Annotated in this window: 18 protein-coding genes; 9 read left to right on the forward strand and 9 right to left on the reverse strand. The window is 73.3% G+C overall.

The annotated features are described in order from the left end of the window. The first annotated feature begins 26 nt into the window (after nucleotides 1-26). Together IH25_RS0128520 and IH25_RS0128525 are read left to right on the forward strand one after the other, a co-directional pair. Nucleotides 27-920 carry a TIGR01777 family oxidoreductase gene (locus IH25_RS0128520; protein ID WP_030616748.1) on the forward strand — a complete coding sequence of 298 codons (894 nt, stop codon included), beginning with the start codon at nucleotides 27-29 and terminating at the stop codon, nucleotides 918-920. A 183-nt stretch (nucleotides 921-1,103) separates the two neighbouring features. Continuing rightward, nucleotides 1,104-2,555, forward strand: coding sequence for an NAD(P)/FAD-dependent oxidoreductase (locus tag IH25_RS0128525; RefSeq protein WP_030616751.1), 1,452 nt, complete (start codon nucleotides 1,104-1,106; stop codon nucleotides 2,553-2,555). Nucleotides 2,556-2,580: 25 nt separating this feature from the next. Here IH25_RS0128525 and IH25_RS0128530 read toward each other — a convergent pair whose 3' ends face one another. After that, nucleotides 2,581-4,050, reverse strand: a complete 1,470-nt coding sequence (locus IH25_RS0128530; RefSeq protein ID WP_030616754.1) for a hypothetical protein — start codon at nucleotides 4,048-4,050, stop codon at nucleotides 2,581-2,583. A gap of 240 nt (nucleotides 4,051-4,290) precedes the next feature. Between IH25_RS0128530 and lipB the strand changes: the two genes are divergently transcribed. The 6 genes from lipB (at nucleotide 4,291) to IH25_RS0128560 (ending at nucleotide 9,721) form a co-directional block, all read left to right on the forward strand. Then, a complete protein-coding gene (gene lipB, locus IH25_RS0128535) occupies nucleotides 4,291-5,088 on the forward strand; it encodes a lipoyl(octanoyl) transferase LipB (RefSeq protein ID WP_030616757.1) in 798 nt (265 codons plus the stop codon). 114 nt (nucleotides 5,089-5,202) lie between these two features. Then, on the forward strand, nucleotides 5,203-6,168 hold the full coding sequence (gene lipA / locus IH25_RS0128540; protein WP_030616759.1) for a lipoyl synthase: 966 nt from the start codon (nucleotides 5,203-5,205) through the stop codon (nucleotides 6,166-6,168). 253 nt (nucleotides 6,169-6,421) lie between these two features. Next, nucleotides 6,422-6,622 (forward strand): SCO2195 family GlnR-regulated protein, encoded by a 201-nt coding sequence (locus IH25_RS0128545; protein WP_030616762.1) that lies wholly within the window; start codon nucleotides 6,422-6,424, stop codon nucleotides 6,620-6,622. A gap of 81 nt (nucleotides 6,623-6,703) precedes the next feature. After that, nucleotides 6,704-7,405, forward strand: a complete 702-nt coding sequence (locus IH25_RS0128550; RefSeq protein WP_030616766.1) for a DUF4191 domain-containing protein — start codon at nucleotides 6,704-6,706, stop codon at nucleotides 7,403-7,405. A 122-nt stretch (nucleotides 7,406-7,527) separates the two neighbouring features. Next, complete coding sequence (locus IH25_RS0128555) at nucleotides 7,528-8,613, forward strand: right-handed parallel beta-helix repeat-containing protein (RefSeq protein ID WP_030616769.1); 1,086 nt, start codon at nucleotides 7,528-7,530, stop codon at nucleotides 8,611-8,613. A 112-nt stretch (nucleotides 8,614-8,725) separates the two neighbouring features. Continuing rightward, nucleotides 8,726-9,721, forward strand: coding sequence for a methyltransferase (locus IH25_RS0128560; protein WP_030616772.1), 996 nt, complete (start codon nucleotides 8,726-8,728; stop codon nucleotides 9,719-9,721). A gap of 76 nt (nucleotides 9,722-9,797) precedes the next feature. Here the strand turns inward: IH25_RS0128560 and IH25_RS0128565 are convergent, their stop codons facing one another. The 7 genes from IH25_RS0128565 to IH25_RS0128595 are packed head-to-tail and all read right to left on the reverse strand — an operon-like array spanning nucleotide 9,798 to nucleotide 14,968. Beyond that, nucleotides 9,798-10,130, reverse strand: a complete 333-nt coding sequence (locus tag IH25_RS0128565; RefSeq protein WP_030616775.1) for a TcmI family type II polyketide cyclase — start codon at nucleotides 10,128-10,130, stop codon at nucleotides 9,798-9,800. A gap of 20 nt (nucleotides 10,131-10,150) precedes the next feature. Next, a complete protein-coding gene (locus tag IH25_RS0128570) occupies nucleotides 10,151-10,630 on the reverse strand; it encodes an SRPBCC family protein (protein WP_030616778.1) in 480 nt (159 codons plus the stop codon). A 1-nt stretch (nucleotide 10,631) separates the two neighbouring features. Then, on the reverse strand, nucleotides 10,632-10,886 hold the full coding sequence (locus IH25_RS0128575) for an acyl carrier protein (protein WP_030616781.1): 255 nt from the start codon (nucleotides 10,884-10,886) through the stop codon (nucleotides 10,632-10,634). Between the two features lie 22 nt (nucleotides 10,887-10,908). Further along, on the reverse strand, nucleotides 10,909-12,153 hold the full coding sequence (locus IH25_RS0128580; RefSeq protein WP_030616784.1) for a ketosynthase chain-length factor: 1,245 nt from the start codon (nucleotides 12,151-12,153) through the stop codon (nucleotides 10,909-10,911). Nucleotides 12,154-12,162: 9 nt separating this feature from the next. Beyond that, nucleotides 12,163-13,422: a beta-ketoacyl-[acyl-carrier-protein] synthase family protein gene (locus IH25_RS0128585; protein WP_030616787.1), complete on the reverse strand. Its 1,260-nt coding sequence runs from the start codon at nucleotides 13,420-13,422 to the stop codon at nucleotides 12,163-12,165. After that, on the reverse strand, nucleotides 13,419-13,859 hold the full coding sequence (locus IH25_RS0128590; protein WP_030616790.1) for a cupin domain-containing protein: 441 nt from the start codon (nucleotides 13,857-13,859) through the stop codon (nucleotides 13,419-13,421). Before IH25_RS0128590 ends, IH25_RS0128585 begins: the two co-directional genes overlap by 4 nt. 35 nt (nucleotides 13,860-13,894) lie before the next feature. Continuing rightward, on the reverse strand, nucleotides 13,895-14,968 hold the full coding sequence (locus IH25_RS0128595; RefSeq protein ID WP_030616793.1) for a SchA/CurD-like domain-containing protein: 1,074 nt from the start codon (nucleotides 14,966-14,968) through the stop codon (nucleotides 13,895-13,897). 203 nt (nucleotides 14,969-15,171) lie between these two features. Between IH25_RS0128595 and IH25_RS0128600 the strand changes: the two genes are divergently transcribed. After that, nucleotides 15,172-16,830 (forward strand): FAD-dependent oxidoreductase, encoded by a 1,659-nt coding sequence (locus tag IH25_RS0128600; protein ID WP_030616796.1) that lies wholly within the window; start codon nucleotides 15,172-15,174, stop codon nucleotides 16,828-16,830. 116 nt (nucleotides 16,831-16,946) lie between these two features. Here the strand turns inward: IH25_RS0128600 and IH25_RS0128605 are convergent, their stop codons facing one another. Further along, complete coding sequence (locus IH25_RS0128605; protein WP_030616799.1) at nucleotides 16,947-17,414, reverse strand: RDD family protein; 468 nt, start codon at nucleotides 17,412-17,414, stop codon at nucleotides 16,947-16,949. Nucleotides 17,415-17,473 lie beyond the last annotated feature (59 nt).

Below are 17,473 nucleotides of genomic sequence, written 5' to 3' on the forward strand. Positions count from 1 at the left end.
GCGGTGGTGGGGTCATGCTTGGGGCCATGGAACGTTCACGTATCGCGGTGGCCGGCGCGTCCGGTCTCATCGGCGGTGCCCTGGTGCGCTCTCTGGCCGCCGACGGGCACGAGGTGGTGCGGCTGGTGCGCCGGGCGCCCCGGGGCCCGGACGAGGTCCGCTGGGACCCGGAGCGGGGCCGGGTCGACGCGGCCGGGCTCATCGGGTGCGAGGTGGTGGTCAACCTCGCGGCGGCCGGGGTGGGCGACCGGCGCTGGACCCCCGAGTACAAGCGGGTGCTGCGGGACAGCCGGGTGCTGGGCACGGCCGCGCTCGCCGAGGCGGTGGCCTCGCTCCCCGAGCCGCCCCGGGCGTTTCTGAACGGCAGCGCGATCGGCTTCTACGGCGACACCGGCGAGCGGGTGGCGGACGAGGACGCGCCGCCGGGCGACGGCTTCCTGGCCCGGCTGTGCGTGGAGTGGGAGGAGGCGGCGGCGCCCGCCGAGGAGGCCGGGGTGCGGACGGTGTTCCTGCGCACGGGTCTGGTGGTGGCCCGGGGCAGCGGGGCCTGGGGGCGGCTGTTCCCGCTGTTCCGGGCGGGGCTCGGGGGGCGGCTGGGCGACGGGCGGCAGTACTGGTCGTACATCGCGCTGCACGACGAGGTGGCCGCGATCCGGCATCTGATCGACCGGGCGGACCTGTCCGGCCCGTTCAACCTGACCGCCCCGCAGCCGCTGACGAACCGGGAGGTCACCGCGGCGATGGGCCGGGTGCTGCGCCGGCCGGCGGTGTGCGCGGTGCCCGGGCCGGTGCTGCGCGCGGCCCTCGGGGAGCTGGCCGGGGATGTGCTGGCCAGTCAGCGGGTGGTGCCCAGGCGGCTGCTGGAGTCGGGTTTCCGGTTCGCGTTTCCCGGCATCGAGGAGGCGATCCGCGCGGCGTAATGAGCCGGTTGGCAACACGGGCGAACAAAAGTGACCGTATGCGACCTCCATGCGACCGTGCCCTGTTGATGCGCGACTCCTCCTGACCGATCACCGCCCTAACCTCGATCCGAACTCGGGTATCCGTGGCGCCAGTCGGAGGCATGGCTCCTCCACCGGCCGCGTAACCACAGGAGGGGCCTCGTGCTTGAGCCCGCGTACCAGGTGGACGTCGTCATCGTGGGGGCCGGCATCGCCGGCCTCTCGGCCGCTCACCGGCTGACCAGCGCCGGAATCACCACCGCGGTCCTGGAGGCCGCCCCGTACGTCGGCGGTCGCATGTCGACGGAGAAGGTCGACGGCTTCCGGCTCGACCGCGTCGGACAGCTGCTGTCCACGTCCTACCCCGAACTCCGGCTGACCCCGGGCCTGGCCGAGCTGACCGTGCGCCGCTTCGCGCCGGGCGTGCTGCTGCACCGCGACGGGCGCCTCCAGCGCGCGGGCGCCCCGGCGCCCGGCGGAAGCGCGAGGGGCGCACGGGGCGCACTCCACGCGGTCCGCGCCCTCGCCGGCACGCCCAGGGCCGCGGCCGTCCGGGACATGGCCGCCCGGGGTACGGCCGCGCGGGCCACGGCGGCCCGGGCCGCGACCGGCCGGGGTACGACGGTCACGCCCGGCCGGACCGGCACCGCGCCGGTGGGCGGCGCGGTGGACCAGGCCCGGCTGGGCGCCGCGCTCGGCCGGCTCGCGGCGACCCCCGTCGAGCGCGTCCTGGCCCGCCCCGAGCTGCCCGCGGCCCAGGCGCTGGCCCGGCGCGGGGTGCCGGCGCGCACCATCGACGGCTTTCTGCGCCCGCTGCTGGCCGCGCTGCTGTGCGACCCGGAGCTGACCACGTCCAGCCGGTGCGCCGACCTGGCGCTGCGCGCCTTCGCGAGCGGCCGGCTGTGCGTGCCGGAGGGCGGCGCGGAGGCGCTTCCGGAGCTGCTGGCCCGCGCGCTGCCGCCGGGCACGGTGCACACCGGGGTACGGGTCACCTCGGTGTCCACGACCTCGGTGACCACCGCCGAGCGCGGCGAGATCCGCTGCCGGGCGGTGCTGCTGGCCACCGGCGCGCGGGCCGCGGCGGAGCTGCTGCCGGGGCTGCGGGTGCCGGACTTCCATCCGGTGACGGTGGTCCACCACACCACGGACGAACCCGCCGAGGCCCTCCCGGCCGGCGCCTCGCTGCTGCTGGACGCGGACCGGGGCGGGCCGGTGGCGCACACGGCCGTGCTCAGCACCGTGGACCCGAGCCGGGCGCCGGCCGGCCGGGCGCTGATCTCCTCGACGGTGCTGGGCCCGCCGCCGGAGGGCGTCGACACCGCCGTGCGCATCCACCTCGCCCGGCTCTACGGCACCTCCACGCGCCGCTGGGAGACGCTGGCCGTGTTCCACACCCCCGAGGCGGTCCCGGCCATGCGCCCCCCGCACGACCCGCGCCGCCCGGTGCGCCTCCTGGCAGGCCTGTACGTGTGCGGGGACCACCGCGACACCGGCACGGTCCAGGGCGCGCTGCACTCCGCCCGCCGGGCGGCGTCGGCCATCCTGACGGACCTGGGCACGACGGGTTCGATGCACCGCGCGGACCCGGCCCCGGTGCTGCCGAGGGCGGCGTAGCCGCAGGGCGCGGCTTCGGGCGGTCCTACCCCAGCGCCGCGACCTTCTCCCGGTAGCCGCGCACCGGCGCCGCGTCCCGGTAGGGCTCCAGCCGGCGTTCGAAGTCCTTGACGTACTCCACCGCGCGGGCGGACCGCATCTCGGCGGCCTGCCCCGCGGCCTCCGCGGCGAGCGCGCACGCCTGGTCGAGTTCGCCGAGGCCGAGCCGCGCGGTGGCGAGGACGACCCGGCAGAACAGCCGGCTGCGGGCGAAGGCGGGCGCCCGCAGCTGCAGGGCGCGCTCGGCGTGCTGCGCGGCCGCCCGGAACTGCTGGAGGTCCCGGTGGCAGTGCGCGAACTCGTCGGCGAGCTGCCCCTCGTCGAAGAACCGGGCCCAGTGCGGCACCTCGTCCCCGGGCCGGGCCGCCTCCAGCGCGCGCTCGGCCCGCACCAGCGCCGCGGTGCACGCCCGTACCTCGCCGAGGAGGGCGTGCGCCCGCGCCTCGGAGGCGTGCAGCAGCGACTGGACGACGGGCGGGGCGCCGGTGCCGACGCCCTGCTGGGCGACCCGGGTCAGCTGCACGGCCTCCCTGCCGTGCCCGAGGTAGACGGCCTGGCGGCTCATGGTGACCAGGACGTAGGAGCCGTAGGCCCGGTCGCCGGCGGCCTGGGCGAGCCGCAGGGCCTGCACGAAGTAGCGCTGGGCGAGCCCGTGCGCGGCGATGTCGTACGACGTCCAGCCCGCCAGCCGGGTCAGGTCGGCGGCGGCGCCGAACAGCCGGCGGCCGGTCTGCTCGCCGTAGCCGCCGCGGAGCATCGGCTCGCACTCGTGCTCCAGGTAGCGCACCAGCGCCTGCCGGGCGTGGCCGCCGCCGAACCGGTCGTCGAGGGTGCGGAACAGCTCGCCGACCGAGCGCAGCGCGGCGATGTCGCCGGTGGTGACCCGGTGGCCGGGGGCGCGTTCGGCGCTCGCGCGGGCGCGCGCCACGGCCGCCGCCCCGGGCGGGAGCGGGGACCTGGGCGCACCGGGCCTGGCCTGCTGCGGCACCCGGGGCCCCGGCTCGCGGGCCACCCGGTCGTCGGGCTTGCCGATCAGCCAGTCCCGGCTGGGCACGACCAGGCCAGCCGGGGTGAAGGCGATCTTGCGCAGCTCGGCGTGGCTGCCGGAGTCCTTGCGCCACAGGCCGCTGACGATGTCGACGGCCTCCTCCGGGGTGGCCGCGAACTCCAGCCCGGCGTACACCGGCGCACAGGAGTCCAGGCCGAGATCCTGGGCGGTGAGCCGGCGCCCGAGCCGGCGGGTGAAGACCTCGGCGATGAGGGCGGGGGTGGTGCCGCGCGGCTGCTGCCCGCGCAGCCAGCGGGTGACCGACGTCTTGTCGTATCTGAGGTCCAGCCCGTGTTCCAGACCGAGCTGATCGACGCGACGCGCCAGACCCGCGTTGGAGAACCCCGCTTCTGCGATGAGCGCGGCGAGCTGGCGGTTGGGGGTGCGCTGCGCGGGTCGGTCCGTCATCTGCGGTGCGGTCTCCTGCCTTCCGGGCCGGTGCATGTGCCCGGATTGCCTTTGAGCAGCCCTTATGGCCTCACGAACGGCGCGAATGTAGCGGAGAGTGAGCAGACGATCACACACTTTGCGCCACCTTCATTCGATCGAGTGAGGAACGCCCGCCGGGCTGACGCGTGCGGTCCGGACGTACAGTGGCGTGGGCGCGATACATGCCTGACACACCCATCGCCGAGGGAGGCGCTTGCCGTGAGTGAGTTGCGGTTCGTCCGCAGGGGATTCGGTGCCGATGCCGTCGACTACCAGGAGGCCTGGGACGAGCAGCGCCGGATCCACGCGGCCCGGTTCGCCGACGAGGTCCCCGACACCGTGATCCTCCTGGAGCACCCCCCGGTGTACACGGCCGGCCGGCGCACCGAGGACAGCGAGCGCCCGCTGGACGGCACCCCGGTCATCGACGTGGACCGCGGCGGCAAGATCACCTGGCACGGCCCGGGCCAGCTGGTGGGCTACCCGATCCAGAAGCTGCCCCGCCCGGTGGACGTCGTCGCGCACGTACGGCGGCTGGAGGAGGCGCTCATCCGCACCTGCGCCGAGTTCGGCCTGGAGACCACCCGGGTCGAGGGCCGCAGCGGCGTCTGGGTGCTCGGCGACCCGGTCGAGCAGCGGCCGGCGCTCGGGGGGCTGTCGCTGGACTTCGACCCGCGGCTGACCGACGAGGAGTTCGACCCCCGGCTCAACGGCCCGGAGTACGCCCCGTCCAACGCGGGCCAGCGGCGCGAAGACCGAAAGATCGCACAGATCGGCATCCGGGTGGCCAAGGGCGTCACGATGCACGGCTTCTCGTTCAACGTGAACCCGGACATGAAGTGGTTCGACCGGATCATCCCGTGCGGCATCCGCGACGCGGGCGTGGCCTCCCTCGCCAGCGAGCTGGGCCGGGACATCACGGTCGAGGAGGTCGTGCCGGTGGTGGAGAAGCACCTCGGGGACGTCCTGGAGAACGCGGTCCTCAAGCCCCGGGAGATCGAGAAGGCGTCCGCCTGACCGTCGGCGCCGGGAATGCGCCCTGCGGTCAGGAGGTTGGTCTCCCCGGCAGGGCGCGATGAGCACGGGCGTACCCTGGTGTACGCCGAAGAATCGAAGTCACAGGGAGCCGACGTGTCCGCAGTCTCACCCGACGGACGCAAGATGCTGCGCCTGGAGGTCCGCAACAGCCAGACCCCCATCGAGCGCAAGCCCGAGTGGATCAAGACCCGGGCGAAAATGGGCCCCGAATACACGAAGATGCAGAACCTCGTGAAGAGCGAGGGTCTGCACACGGTGTGCCAGGAAGCCGGCTGCCCGAACATCTACGAGTGCTGGGAGGACCGCGAGGCCACCTTCCTCATCGGCGGCGACCAGTGCACCCGGCGCTGCGACTTCTGCCAGATCGACACCGGCAAGCCCGAGGCGCTCGACCGCGACGAGCCGCGCCGGGTGGGCGAGTCCGTGGTGACGATGGACCTGAACTACGCCACCATCACCGGCGTGGCCCGCGACGACCTGCCGGACGGCGGCGCCTGGCTGTACGCCGAGACCGTGCGCCAGATCCACGCCCAGACGGCCGGGCGCGAGGGCGGCCGGACCAAGGTGGAGCTGCTGGCCCCCGACTTCAACGCGGTGCCCGAGCAGCTGGCGGAGGTGTTCGAGTCCCGCCCCGAGGTCTTCGCGCACAACGTCGAGACGGTCCCCCGGATCTTCAAGCGGATCCGCCCCGGCTTCCGCTACGAGCGCTCCCTGAAGGTCATCACCGAGGCCCGCGACTTCGGCCTGGTCACCAAGTCGAACCTGATCCTCGGCATGGGCGAGACCCGCGAGGAGGTCGGCGAGGCGCTGAAGCAGCTGCACGAGGCGGGCTGCGAGCTGGTCACCATCACCCAGTACCTGCGCCCCTCCGTCCGGCACCACCCGGTGGAGCGCTGGGTGAAGCCGCACGAGTTCGTGGAGCTGAAGGAGGAGGCCGAGCAGATCGGCTTCTCCGGTGTGATGTCCGGCCCGCTGGTGCGCTCCTCCTACCGCGCCGGGCGGCTGTACCAGATGGCCGTCGAGAAGCGGGGCGCGTTCGTCGCCGCCCAGGCGGTGTGAGCCCCGCGGCGGTTCCGCGCGGTGAGCCGCGCGTGTGAATCGTCGCACAAATTGCTACTGGCCGGTAATGGCCGAGTCGACGCGGTCCCGGCCGTCCTCGCTGATGAGGGCTTGCGCCGGGGCCGCGCCGTTCGTTCCGGCTCCGGCCCCGGGGGTTCACCACTGTTTGACCGGTCGGTCACGCCCTGGTAACACCAGACAGTGACCCTGGTGTCACGCCCCTGACTCCACCGTTTCGAGGGGGATCCCGATCATGCAGGCACCACCCGTGCGCGCCACCGCCATCCCGTCCTTCACCGACGCGCTGCGCCGCGTCGAGTCCCTGCTGCTGAGCGGCGGCCAGCGCACCGCCCGCCGCAACGCCTGGACCTCCGTCCTGGAGGACCGCCGCCGCGCCAAGGACCGGGTCGAGGCCCAGCGGTTCCTGGAGCGGGCCGCCGCCGGCCGCTCCTGACCCCGCCCGGCCCCGCCCCCGGGCCGGCCCCGCCGGGCACTGCCGTCGAAGGCGCTCCCGGGGGCACGTAGACTTCGTGGCATGGCGAGGAAGGAAACCGCGGCGGACGCCGCGAATGCCGGGCGACTGAAGCAGATCGCCCTCACGTACCAGATGACCCGCAAGGCCGACAAGAAGATCGGCCTTGTACTCGCGGCCGTCGGCATCGGCACGCTCGGTGTCTTCCTCGCGATCGGCTTCCTGCTCGGTCACCCGGTCTACCTGGGCATCTTCGGCCTGCTGGTCGCCCTGCTGGCGACGGCCGTGGTGTTCGGCCGCCGGGCCGAGCGGGCCGCCTTCGGCCAGATGGAGGGCCAGCCGGGCGCCGCAGCGGCCGTGCTGGACAACATCGGCCGGGGCTGGACGACGACCCCGGCGGTGGCGATGAACCGCAGCCAGGACGTGGTGCACCGGGCCGTCGGCAAGGCCGGCATCGTGCTGGTCGCCGAGGGCAACCCGAACCGGGTGAAGACCCTGCTGGCCGCCGAGAAGAAGAAGATGAACCGGATCGTCGCGGACGTGCCGGTGCACGATGTGATCGTGGGCAACGGCGAGGGCCAGGTGGAGCTGAAGAAGCTGCGCACGACCCTGCTGAAGTTCCCGCGGGTCCTGACCGGCCCCCAGGTGACCGCCACCAACGACCGGCTGCGCGCGCTCGGCGACCTGATGAGCAACATGCCCCTACCCAAGGGCCCCATGCCCAAGGGCATGAAGCTGCCGAAGGGCGGCCCCCGGGGGCGCTGACCCGCACCCCGTACGCCATCGACGAAGCCCCGCACCCCCGTCAGGGTGCGGGGCTTCGTTGACACGCCACCGAACGGAGCATCCGGCCGGTTATCGGCTCATCCGCTTTTAGCCTTCGGAATGTGACAAAACGCCATATTACGTACCTCGCATGCGCCACGGCCCTCGTCGGTGCGTTCGCCGGCGCCGCCCCGGCGTCGGCGGCCCACCGGACCCTCGTGGTGCACCCCGGTGAATCCATCCAGAAGGCGGTGAACGCCGCCCGGCCCGGCGACACCGTACGGGTCCTGGCCGGCACCTACCGCGAGAGCGTCACGCTCCGGACGCCCGCGGTGACCCTGCGGGGCGTCGGCCCGCGCACCGTGCTCCGGCCGCCCGCCGGGACCAAGGTCGCCCCGCCCGCCAAGGGCGCCACCCCCACGTGCCTCGGCTCCGGCAACGGCATCTGCGTGGTCGGCAAGAAGAACAAGGCCCTGCGGGACGTCACCGTCGCCGATCTGACGGTGACCGGGTTCGCCAAGGTCGGCCTGTGGTCCACGGGCACCGACCATCTGACCGTGACCGGGGTGACCGCCGACGACAACGGCCAGTGGGGCATCGCCCAGGAGCACTCCACCCGGGGTGTCTTCCGCCGTGACACCGCCCGGCGCAACGGCGACGCCGGCCTGTTCCTCGCCAACAGCGTCAAGGCCGAGCAGGGCGCCAAGGACAGCAAGGGCACGGTGGTCGAGCGCACCCTGCTGGAGGGCAACCGGATCGGCCTGACCGTCCGCCGGCTGCGCGACCTCACCGTCCGGCGCAACCACGTCACCGGCAACTGCGCCGGCGTGTTCGTCGTGGGCGACGAGAACAAGCCCCGGGCGGGCGCGCTGACCGTGCGCGCGAACCTGGTCGAGCGGAACAACAAGTACTGCCCGAAGACCGCCCGGCTGCCCTACCTCCAGGGCTCCGGCATCGTGCTGACCGGTACCGAGCAGACCCTGATCAGCCGCAACACCGTCACCGGCCACTCGGGCCGGTCCCCGCTGTCGGGCGGCATCGTCCTGTTCAAGAGCTTCGTCGGCGCCACCAGCGAGCGGAACCGGATCACCGGCAACCACCTGTCGGACAACTCCCCGGCGGACCTGGTCAACCAGGAGGCGGCGAAGAGCGGCAACGCCTTCACCCGCAACTCATGCCGCGCGTCGAAGCCCGCGGGCCTGTGCTGACCGGACGGCCGTACCCGACCCACGCAAGGAAGGAAGGCGGCACATGACCGCACCATCCCCCGCGCTCTCCACCGCGCCGGAGTCCGGGGCATCCCCCACCCCGCCGCCGTCGATGCGGCTGCGCGAACTCGTGTTCGGGGCGGCCTGCGCCGCCGCCGTCCGCGCCGCCGCCCGGCTCGGTGTCGCCGACGCCCTCGGTGAGGCGCCCATGACCGTGCAGAGCCTGGCGGCGGCCGTGCGCACCGAGCCGGGGCCGCTGCGCCGGCTGCTGCGCGCCCTGTCCTGCTACGGCGTCTTCGCCGAGCGGCCCGACGGCACGTTCGCCCACACCGAGATGTCCCGGCTGCTGCGCGAGGACGACCCGAACAGCCTGCGCGCCATCGCCCTGTGGTGCACCGAGCCGTGGACCTGGGACGCCTGGCCCCGGCTGGACCGGGCGGTGCGCACCGGCCACAACGTCGTACAGGACCTGTACGGCAAGGAGTTCTTCGAGTACCTCAACGAGGACGCCCCGGAGTCCGCCGACGTCTTCAACCGGGCGATGACCCGCTCCAGCGAGCAGTCGGCCCGGGAGGTCGCCGCGCTGCTCGACCTGTCCGGCAGCGACTCGGTCGCCGACCTCGGCGGCGGGCAGGGGCACGTGGTGGCCAGCCTGCTCGACAAGTACCCGGCGATGCTCGGCTATCTGCTGGACCTGCCGCGGGTGGTGGACAACGCCCTGCCCCGGCTGCGCGAGGGCGGCGACCTGGCCGGCCGGACGCGGATCGTGCCGGGCGACATCCGCGAGGCCGTCCCGGTCAAGGCCGACGTCTACATCATCAAGAACATCCTGGAGTGGGACGACGACTCCACCACCCGGCTGCTGCGCAACGTGGTCGAGGCGGGCGGTCCCGGCACCCGGGTCGTGGTGATCGAGAACCTGGTGGACGACACGCCGTCCATGCGGTTCAGCACCGCCATGGACCTGCTGCTGCTGCTCAACGTGGGCGGGGCCAAGCACACCACGGCCAGCATGACCGGCCGGCTGCGGGCGGCGGGCCTGGAGGTCGGCGGCATCCGCCCGGTCAACCCCTTCCTGCACGCGTTCGACTGCACGGTCCGCGGGTGAGACCGCTCCCCCACGGCACACCGGTGCCGGGTCCGCGTCCGACGCGGGCCCGGCACCGGTGCTCCGGACGGGGACCTCAGATTCCGGTGTCGCGCTCCCAGACGTAGAAGCGCTGGGCCATGGCGTCCTTCGGGGACCGCCAGGTCTCGGGGTCGTACGCGCTGACGTACGCCGACAGCCGCTCGCTGACCTCCTTGAACTCGGGGTGGGAGGTGACCTTGGCGATGGCCGGTCCGGGCTCGCGTTCGGACTCGATGAGGTGCATGTACACATCGCCGAACTGGAAGAGGCTGCGCCGGACCACCCCGACGAGGTGCGGCAGCTCTCCGCGGTCGGACTCCGCGAACACCTTGGCGATGTCCGGTGCGGAGCCCGGCGCCATGCGGGCGACGATCAGGGCCTGGTGCACGTCGTCTCCTGCTCTCCGGCTCAGTCGGCCAGGGCCGGGGCGGGCCGCCGGCCGGCCGCCGCCTGCTCGATCTTGTCCCGGATCAGGGCGAGCTGGACCTTGGAGTTCTTGTTGATGTTGTCGGTCATCCAGTCGTCGTCGACCGGCGCGTCCGGCTTCATCTCGAAGTCCTGGGTCCACACCATCCGGGTGCCGGCCGGGACCTCCTCGTAGCTCCAGTGGATGTTCATGTGGGCGAAGGGGCCGGTCTCCACCCGGCGGGCCGTGACGGTGCGCGCGTCGCGGTCCGGCTCGCGCTCGGAGACCCAGCTCCAGACGGTGCCGTTCTCGTCCGGGTGCATGGTCAGCCGGAACGTGGTCTTGGCGCCCTCCCGCTTGAGGACCTCCACCGACGCGTACTCGCTGAACAGCTGCGGCCAGCGCTCCAGGTCGTTGGTCATGTCCCAGACCAGATCCAGCGGGGCGGCGATGGTGATCTCGTTCTGGGTGTGTCCTGCCATGTCAGGCTCCTGCCATCAGGGTGGTGTTGACGAGGTTGAGGAACTGCTGCGGCGTCTTGCAGCGTTCGGCGTCGACCGGCATCGGGGTGCCGTGGGTGTTCTCCAGCTCGCCGACGATGCCGAGCAGGCCGAGCGAGTCGACGCCGAGGACGTCGAAACCGGTGTCCGGCCTCTCCACCAGCTGTTCCGGGCTGACGGTGACCCCGGCGGCCTTCTTCATCAGCGCGGCGAGTTCTTCCACGGTGATCTGCGGCATGTGCTTTCCTCCTTTGCTGTGCTCACTGCCTGGTGCCGGCTCGCAGCACCAGCGCCGAGTTCGACCCCATGAGTCCGCGGCTGAGCACCAGGGCCGTGCGCGGTGCGGCGACGCGGGCGTGGCCCGTCACGAGGTCGAGGTCGTGGCAGACGTCGAAGACGTTCGGCGTCGGCGGGATCAGGCCGTGCTCCATCGCCAGCACGGCCGCGGCGGTGTCCAGGACCGGGGCCGCGCAGTAACCGCGGCCGGTCCCGGTCTTCGGTGCGGTGACCGGGACCCGGGCGGCGTGCGGGCCGAGGGCGTCGGCGAGCGCGAGTACCTCGGCCCGGTCGGCCTCCGGCACCCCGAGGGCGTCGGCGAAGACGACGTCGATCTCCTCGGGGGCGCACCCGGCCTCCGCCAGGGCCTGCCGGATGGCGTGCGCGAGGCCGTGGCGGGACTCCGTCCAGCGGGAGGCGCCGGTGAAGGTGGCCCCGTGGCCCGCGACGACGGCCCGGATGGCGGCGCCGCGGTCCTCGGCGGTGCCCGCCGCCTCGATGACGAGCATGGCGCCGCCCTCGGCCGGCACGAACCCGCACGCCCCCTCGGTGAAGGGGCGGTAGGCCCGGGTGGGGTCGGTCTCCCGGCTCAGTTCCGCGTAACCGAGCTGGCAGACCATCGAGTACGGCGCGAGCGGCGCCTCGGTGGAGCCGGCCACGATCACATCGGTGCCGCGGCGCACCGCCCGGGCCGCGTGGGCGAGGGCGTCCAGTCCGCCGGCCTCGTCGGAGGCGACGACCGAGCAGGGCCCCTTGAAGCCGCGGCGGATGGAGACCTGGCCGGTGCTGGCGGCGTAGAACCAGGCGATGGACTGGTACGGCCCGACGAACCGGCTGCCCTTGCCCCACAGTCGCTGCAGTTCGCGCTGGCCGAACTCGCCGCCGCCGGAGCCGGCGGCGGTGACCACGCCGATGGAGTACGGCGCGTCCGGGATGCCGGACGGCCCGAGCCGGGCGTCGTCCAGCGCGAAGTCGGCGGCGGCCATGGCGTAGTGCGTGAACCGGTCGGTCTGGACGAGGAAGCGCTCCTCGATGGTGGCCGCCGGGTCGAAGGCGCGGACCTCACCGGCCACCTTCAGGGGAAGGTGCTCGCAGCCCTCGCGGGTGACCCGGTCGAGGACGCTGTGGCCCTCCTGGGTCGCCTTCCAGAAGGTGTCGGTGCTGGTGCCGTTGGGTGCGACCACCCCGATGCCGGTGATGGCCGCCTGCCGGTCCTTCGGTTCGCTCATCGTGTGTCCTCACTCCCTCGGCCGGGTCAGGATCACCGCGGACTGGAAGCCCCCGAACCCGCTGCCCACGGACAGCACGCTGGTCAGCTTGCGTTCGCGGGCGACGCGCGGGACGTAGTCCAGGTCGCACTCCGGGTCGGGGATCTCGTAGTTCGCGGTCGGCGGTACGACCTGCTTGGCGAGGGCCAGCACACAGGCGACCAGTTCGATGGCGCCGATCGCCCCGAGGGAGTGCCCCACCATGGACTTGATGGAGCTCATCGGGGTGTCGTAGGCGTGGTGGCCGAGCGCCCGCTTCACGGCCGCCGTCTCGTGGCGGTCGTTCTGCCGGGTGCCGGAGCCGTGCGCGTTGACGTAGTCGATCGCCGTGGGGTCGAGCCGGGCCTGGCCGAGAGCGGTCTCGATGGCCCGCGCCATCTCCAGGCCCTCCTTGGTCAGGCCGGTCATGTGGTAGGCGTTGCCGAAGGTGGCGTAGCCGCCGAACTCGCAGTACACATGGGCACCGCGGGCCCGGGCGTGCTCCAGCTCCTCCAGGACGAGCACCGCGCCGCCCTCGCCCATGACGAAGCCGTCACGGTTGTTGTCGAAGGGCCGGGAGGCGTGCGCCGGGTCGTCGTTGTTCGGGGACGTGGCCTTGATCGCGTCGAAGCAGGCCATGGTGATCGGGGATATCGGGGAGTCCGAGGCCCCGGCCACGCATATGTCGGCCCGCCCCTCCTGGACGGTGTGGAAGGCGTAGCCGACGGCGTCCAGGCCGGAGGTGCAGCCGGTGGAGACGGTCTGCACCGGACCCTGGGCGCCGAAACGTTCCGCCACCGCGGAGGCCACGGTGCTCGGCGAGAACGCCCGGTGCAGCTGCGGCTCCGCCTCGGTGGGATCGACGTCCCAGCGCTGCCCGCGGTGGCTGACCAGGACGTAGTCGTGCTCCAGGCGAGTGGTGCCGCCGACGGCGGTGCCCAGGGAGACACCGACCCGCCAGGGATCCTCCCGGGCCAGGTCCAGTCCGGAGTCCCGGACCGCCTCCTCCCCGGCGACCAAGGCGAACTGGATGTACCGGTCCGCCCGCTGGATCTGTTCCGCGTCCAGGCCGTGCGCGGCGGGGTCGAAGTCGCACTCGGCGGCGATCCGGGACCTGAGCCCGGCCGGGTCGAAGAACGTGATGCCCCGCGTCGCGGTACGGCCTTCGGCCAGCAGGTCCCAGAACGCCGGTACGCCGATCCCGCCCGGAGCGACGACGCCTATGCCGGTGACCGCCACGCGCCGGGTCATGAGCGGACCTGTTCCCGGCCGGCGGGCTCGGCGACGGCGGCCAGGGGCTGCGCCGTCTCCTCGGTGTCGACGTGGCCGAGGGCCGGCTTCGGGGCGAGCGGGCCCAGGTGGAAGACCAGCCGCGCCTCCACGTTGCCGACATTGCGGAACCGGTGGCGCATGTTGATGGGGATCATCAGCCCCTGCTCGGGCCGCAGCGGGTGCGGCTCGCCGTCCAGGTCCACCTCCAGCTGCCCGCACAGGACGTAGACGAACTCCTCGGAGTAGGGGTGGTAGTGCTCACCGATGCGGTCGCCGGGCCGGATGAGGGCCACGCCCATGAAACCGCTGGTGGCACCCACCGTCGTGGGGGTGAGCATGGCGCGCAGATCACCGCCGCGCCGGGTGTTGGGCTCGATCTCGCTCAGGTCGATGATCTTCGGAAGGGGTTTGATCACGGTGATCCTCCGTTGGTTGGGCCGGCCCCGGGGGGTCAGGCGTCGGGCGAACGGCGGTCGGTGACGAGGTCCATGCCGACGGGCTCGCCGTCCAGCAGTGCCTCCAGCCCGGCCGGGTGCCCGGGCTCCGGCGGGGCGCCGAGGCCGGGGCGTACGTCGAGCAGCCGGACGACGACGTCGTCGCGCTGGAAGATCGTGCTGCGCAGCACGGGGCTGTCCGGGTCGTCCGCCGCCGCCTCGTCCCGCTGGGCGAGCAGCTCCGCCAGCCGCATCCCGCTGCCCGGCCGGGCCGGGTAGTACCGGGCCAGCCGCTCGCCCTCGGTCAGCTCGTCCGCGGTGACGTGGTGCACGGCGGGCAGCGCCGCCCGGGTGAAGAACACCCGCGCGGACTCCTGGTCGTTCAGGTCCCGCTCCTGCTCCAGATAGGGGTTGATGGCCTCCTCCACGGCCCGCACCTCGGGCTGCCGGGCGACGTGTCGCAGCGCCGCGAGCAGGTCGCCGCGCACCTCGATGGCCCGCACCACCCGGTTGCCGTGCATGAACAGGGAGGTCCGGCACAGCCGGGTGGTCTCGTCGACCCGGGCCCGGGGCGAGGCGTAGTCCGCCAGGATCCGCTTCACCTCCGCCTCGCTGCCGGGCCGCACCGTGAAGGTGAGCGCGTGCCGGATCACCCCGTCGCCGATCCGGGGGGACGCCTGGAGCCTGCGCCGCCCGGCGGAGCGGGCGGCCGCTCCCCCGGTCTCGCGGACGACGTGGAAGCGCAGCGACCGGGTGTCCCGCACGCAGCTGTGCAGCGGCTCCACCATCCGCACGTGCTCCTCGCTGTTCACCCAGGTGAGGAACGGCGGGGCGCTCTCCCACTCGCTGGTGATGAGCCATTGGGAGGGGTTCTCGATGGACTGGCACAGCTGGTCGCTGACGTGACCGGGAACCTGCGCCACCTGGTTGCACAGCTGTTCGTAGGCCTCCAGGAACTGCTGCTGGGCGCCGTCGTGGACGTCCACGAGGAGGACGACCCGCAGGCGGGAGCCGTCGAACACCGACTGGGAGACCCGCTTCGACACCTGGCGCGTCGAGGGGGCCGAGGGCTTTTCCGACAAGGTGGTCATGCTGCGCACATCTCCTTCACGGGGGCAGAGGCAACGCCGGCCGCCGAATGACGCGACGTCAGCGCTTCTTGATCCTGTGCCGCTTGTGCCGGGTCGCGCGACTCGCGTGAACCACGCGGGTGATTGAGCACGCGAAAGCCGTCCCAGAGGGCACACAAACACCGATGCGCCCCGTATCCCGAACCTTCGCCTCTGGAGCCCTGATGCAGCAGAAAGCCGATCACCGGGTGCCCGTCCTCGTCGTGGGCGGGTCCCTGGTGGGCCTGTCCCTCTCCCTGTTCCTGGGCCGTCTCGGCGTACCGCACATGCTCGTCGAGCGGCACTCCGGGACCTCGATCCACCCGCGTGGCCGCGGCAACAACCTGCGCACGATGGAGCTGTTCCGGGTGGCCGGCATCGAGCCGGACATCAAGGCGGCGGCCTCGCTGCTCGCGGACAACCACGGCATCCTCCAGACGCCCACCCTGGCGGGTGACGCCGGGGAGTGGCTGTTCCGGCACATCGACCCGGGCGGCGGGCTCGCCAAGTTCAGCCCCACCACGTGGTGCCTGTGCAGCCAGAACGATCTGGAGCCGGTGCTGCTGAAGGGGGCCCGGGCGCTCGGCGGCGACCTGCGCTACTACCACGAGCTGGAGTCCTTCTCCCAGGACCCCGAAGGAGTGACGGCGTACGTCCGCGACCGCGACAGCGACGAGCTGTACACCGTCCGCGCCGACTACCTGGCGGCCTGCGACGGCCCGCGCAGCCCCGTGCGGCGCCGGCTCGGCATCGGGCAGAGCGGCCCCGGCGACCTGTTCGCCAACGTCAGCGTCACCTTCCGGTCCAAGCTGCTCGCCGAGACCGTCGGCGACCGGCACTTCATCTGCTGCTACCTCACGAACCCGGAGGCCGACGGCGCGCTGCTGCCGGTCGACAACAAGGAGCACTGGGTCTTCCACGCGCCCTGGCACCCGGAGCACGGCGAGCGGCTGGAGGAGTTCACCGAGGAGCGGCTGCAGCGGCACATCCGGCTGGCCGTCGGCGTGCCGGACCTCGACATCGAGATCACCGGGAAGGCGTCCTGGCGCGCGGCCGAACGGGTCGCCGAGCGGTACACGGCCGGCCGGGTGCTGCTCGCCGGGGACTCGGCCCACGAGATGTCACCGACCGGCGCGTTCGGCTCCAACACCGGCATCCAGGACGCGCACAACCTGGCCTGGAAACTGGCCGCCGTGCTGGACGGCTGGGCCGGGCCCGAGCTGCTGGAGACCTACGACACCGAGCGCCGGCCGGTCGCCCTGGCCACCAGCGCCCGTGCCTCGGCGCGCTCCGTGGAGCACAGCCACCCCGGCTTCGCCCCGACCCCGGGCGTCGGCGGCGGCCCGCGCAGCGGCATCCTCCCGGTGGTCCTCGCCTACCGCTATCTGGAGGGCGCCGTCCTGGACGCCGACCCGGCCCAGCCGGTCGTACCCGACGGGGTGCGGCTGACCGCGGACCCCGGCAGCCGGGCCCCGCACCTGTGGCTGCGCCGGGCGGGTGAACGGCTCTCCACGATCGACCTCTACGAGCGCTCGCTGGTCCTCCTCAGCGACGCCGGCTCGGCGGCGGGCGCGGCCTGGCAGTCCGCCGCGCGGCGCGTCGCGGGCACCGAGGGGGTACGGCTGGAGACGTACCGCGTCGGCAGCGGCCCGGACGCCGACCTCACCTACGACGGCGAGGGCCCCGGCGGCGGCACCGACTGGGCGGCGCTGCACGGCACGACGGCCGACGGCGCGGTGCTGGTCCGCCCCGACGGCTTCGTGGCCTGGCGCGCCCCCGGCGCGGTGGCGGACCCGGAGGCCGAGCTGCGGCGGGTGGTGGGGGCGGTGCTGCGCAGGGGGTGAGCCGGCGGAGACGGCGCGCCGGAGGTCACCCGTAACGGTGGGGCGGGTGACCTCCGGCGCATCCGGGGGGATGCTGTCAGGTGCGGACCCCGACGGTCCCGGCGAGGCGGGTGCCGTCAGATGCGGACCTCGACGGTCTTGGCGAGGCGGTCGTGCAGGCCGCGGCCGTCGCGGTCCCAGATCAGCGCGGGGACCGCCAGGCACAGCAGGACCGTGCGCAGCAGGGCGCGGCCCGGGCTGACCGTGCCGGTGCTCAGGGCGACCACCCGGATGCCGAAGAGCCGCTTGCCGGGGGTGCAGCCGACGGTGCCGACGGTGAGGGCGCTCAGCACGAAGAACACGCCCAGCGCCCAGTTGCTCGTGAGCGCCCCGTTGCCGTGCGTGATCAGGCCGTATGCGATCAGGACGCACAGCGCCCAGTCCACGGCGAGCGCGCCGAGCCGCCGTCCGGGCCGTGCGATCGAGTTCGGCCCGTGCTCCGGGAGCCCGAGCTGCTCGCCCCGGTAGCCGAAGTCGGCACCCGCCTCCTCCATGGCCGCGCGCGGGCCGGAGAGCCACGATCCGATTGCCTGCCTGTTGTCCACCCGTCCACGGTACTGCGCCCGGTTTCGGGCACTACGCGCAGGGGTGTGCGGGGGCTACG

The sequence above is a fragment of the Streptomyces achromogenes subsp. achromogenes genome (assembly GCF_000720835.1).
Lineage (GTDB): Bacteria > Actinomycetota > Actinomycetes > Streptomycetales > Streptomycetaceae > Streptomyces > Streptomyces achromogenes.

Excerpts from the sequence above, each read along its gene's own strand:
- IH25_RS0128575 (WP_030616781.1), bottom strand. The coding sequence starts at position 10,886 with ATGCCGCAGATCACCGTGGAAGAACTCGCCGCGCTGATGAAGAAGGCC.
- IH25_RS0128600 (WP_030616796.1), top strand. The coding sequence starts at position 15,172 with ATGCAGCAGAAAGCCGATCACCGGGTGCCCGTCCTCGTCGTGGGCGGG.
- IH25_RS0128570 (WP_030616778.1), bottom strand. The coding sequence starts at position 10,630 with ATGGCAGGACACACCCAGAACGAGATCACCATCGCCGCCCCGCTGGAT.
- IH25_RS0128580 (WP_030616784.1), bottom strand. The coding sequence starts at position 12,153 with ATGAGCGAACCGAAGGACCGGCAGGCGGCCATCACCGGCATCGGGGTG.
- IH25_RS0128560 (WP_030616772.1), top strand. The coding sequence starts at position 8,726 with ATGCGGCTGCGCGAACTCGTGTTCGGGGCGGCCTGCGCCGCCGCCGTC.
- IH25_RS0128550 (WP_030616766.1), top strand. The coding sequence starts at position 6,704 with ATGGCGAGGAAGGAAACCGCGGCGGACGCCGCGAATGCCGGGCGACTG.
- IH25_RS0128595 (WP_030616793.1), bottom strand. The coding sequence starts at position 14,968 with ATGACCACCTTGTCGGAAAAGCCCTCGGCCCCCTCGACGCGCCAGGTG.
- IH25_RS0128585 (WP_030616787.1), bottom strand. The coding sequence starts at position 13,422 with ATGACCCGGCGCGTGGCGGTCACCGGCATAGGCGTCGTCGCTCCGGGC.
- IH25_RS0128545 (WP_030616762.1), top strand. The coding sequence starts at position 6,422 with ATGCAGGCACCACCCGTGCGCGCCACCGCCATCCCGTCCTTCACCGAC.
- IH25_RS0128520 (WP_030616748.1), top strand. The coding sequence starts at position 27 with ATGGAACGTTCACGTATCGCGGTGGCCGGCGCGTCCGGTCTCATCGGC.
- IH25_RS0128530 (WP_030616754.1), bottom strand. The coding sequence starts at position 4,050 with ATGACGGACCGACCCGCGCAGCGCACCCCCAACCGCCAGCTCGCCGCG.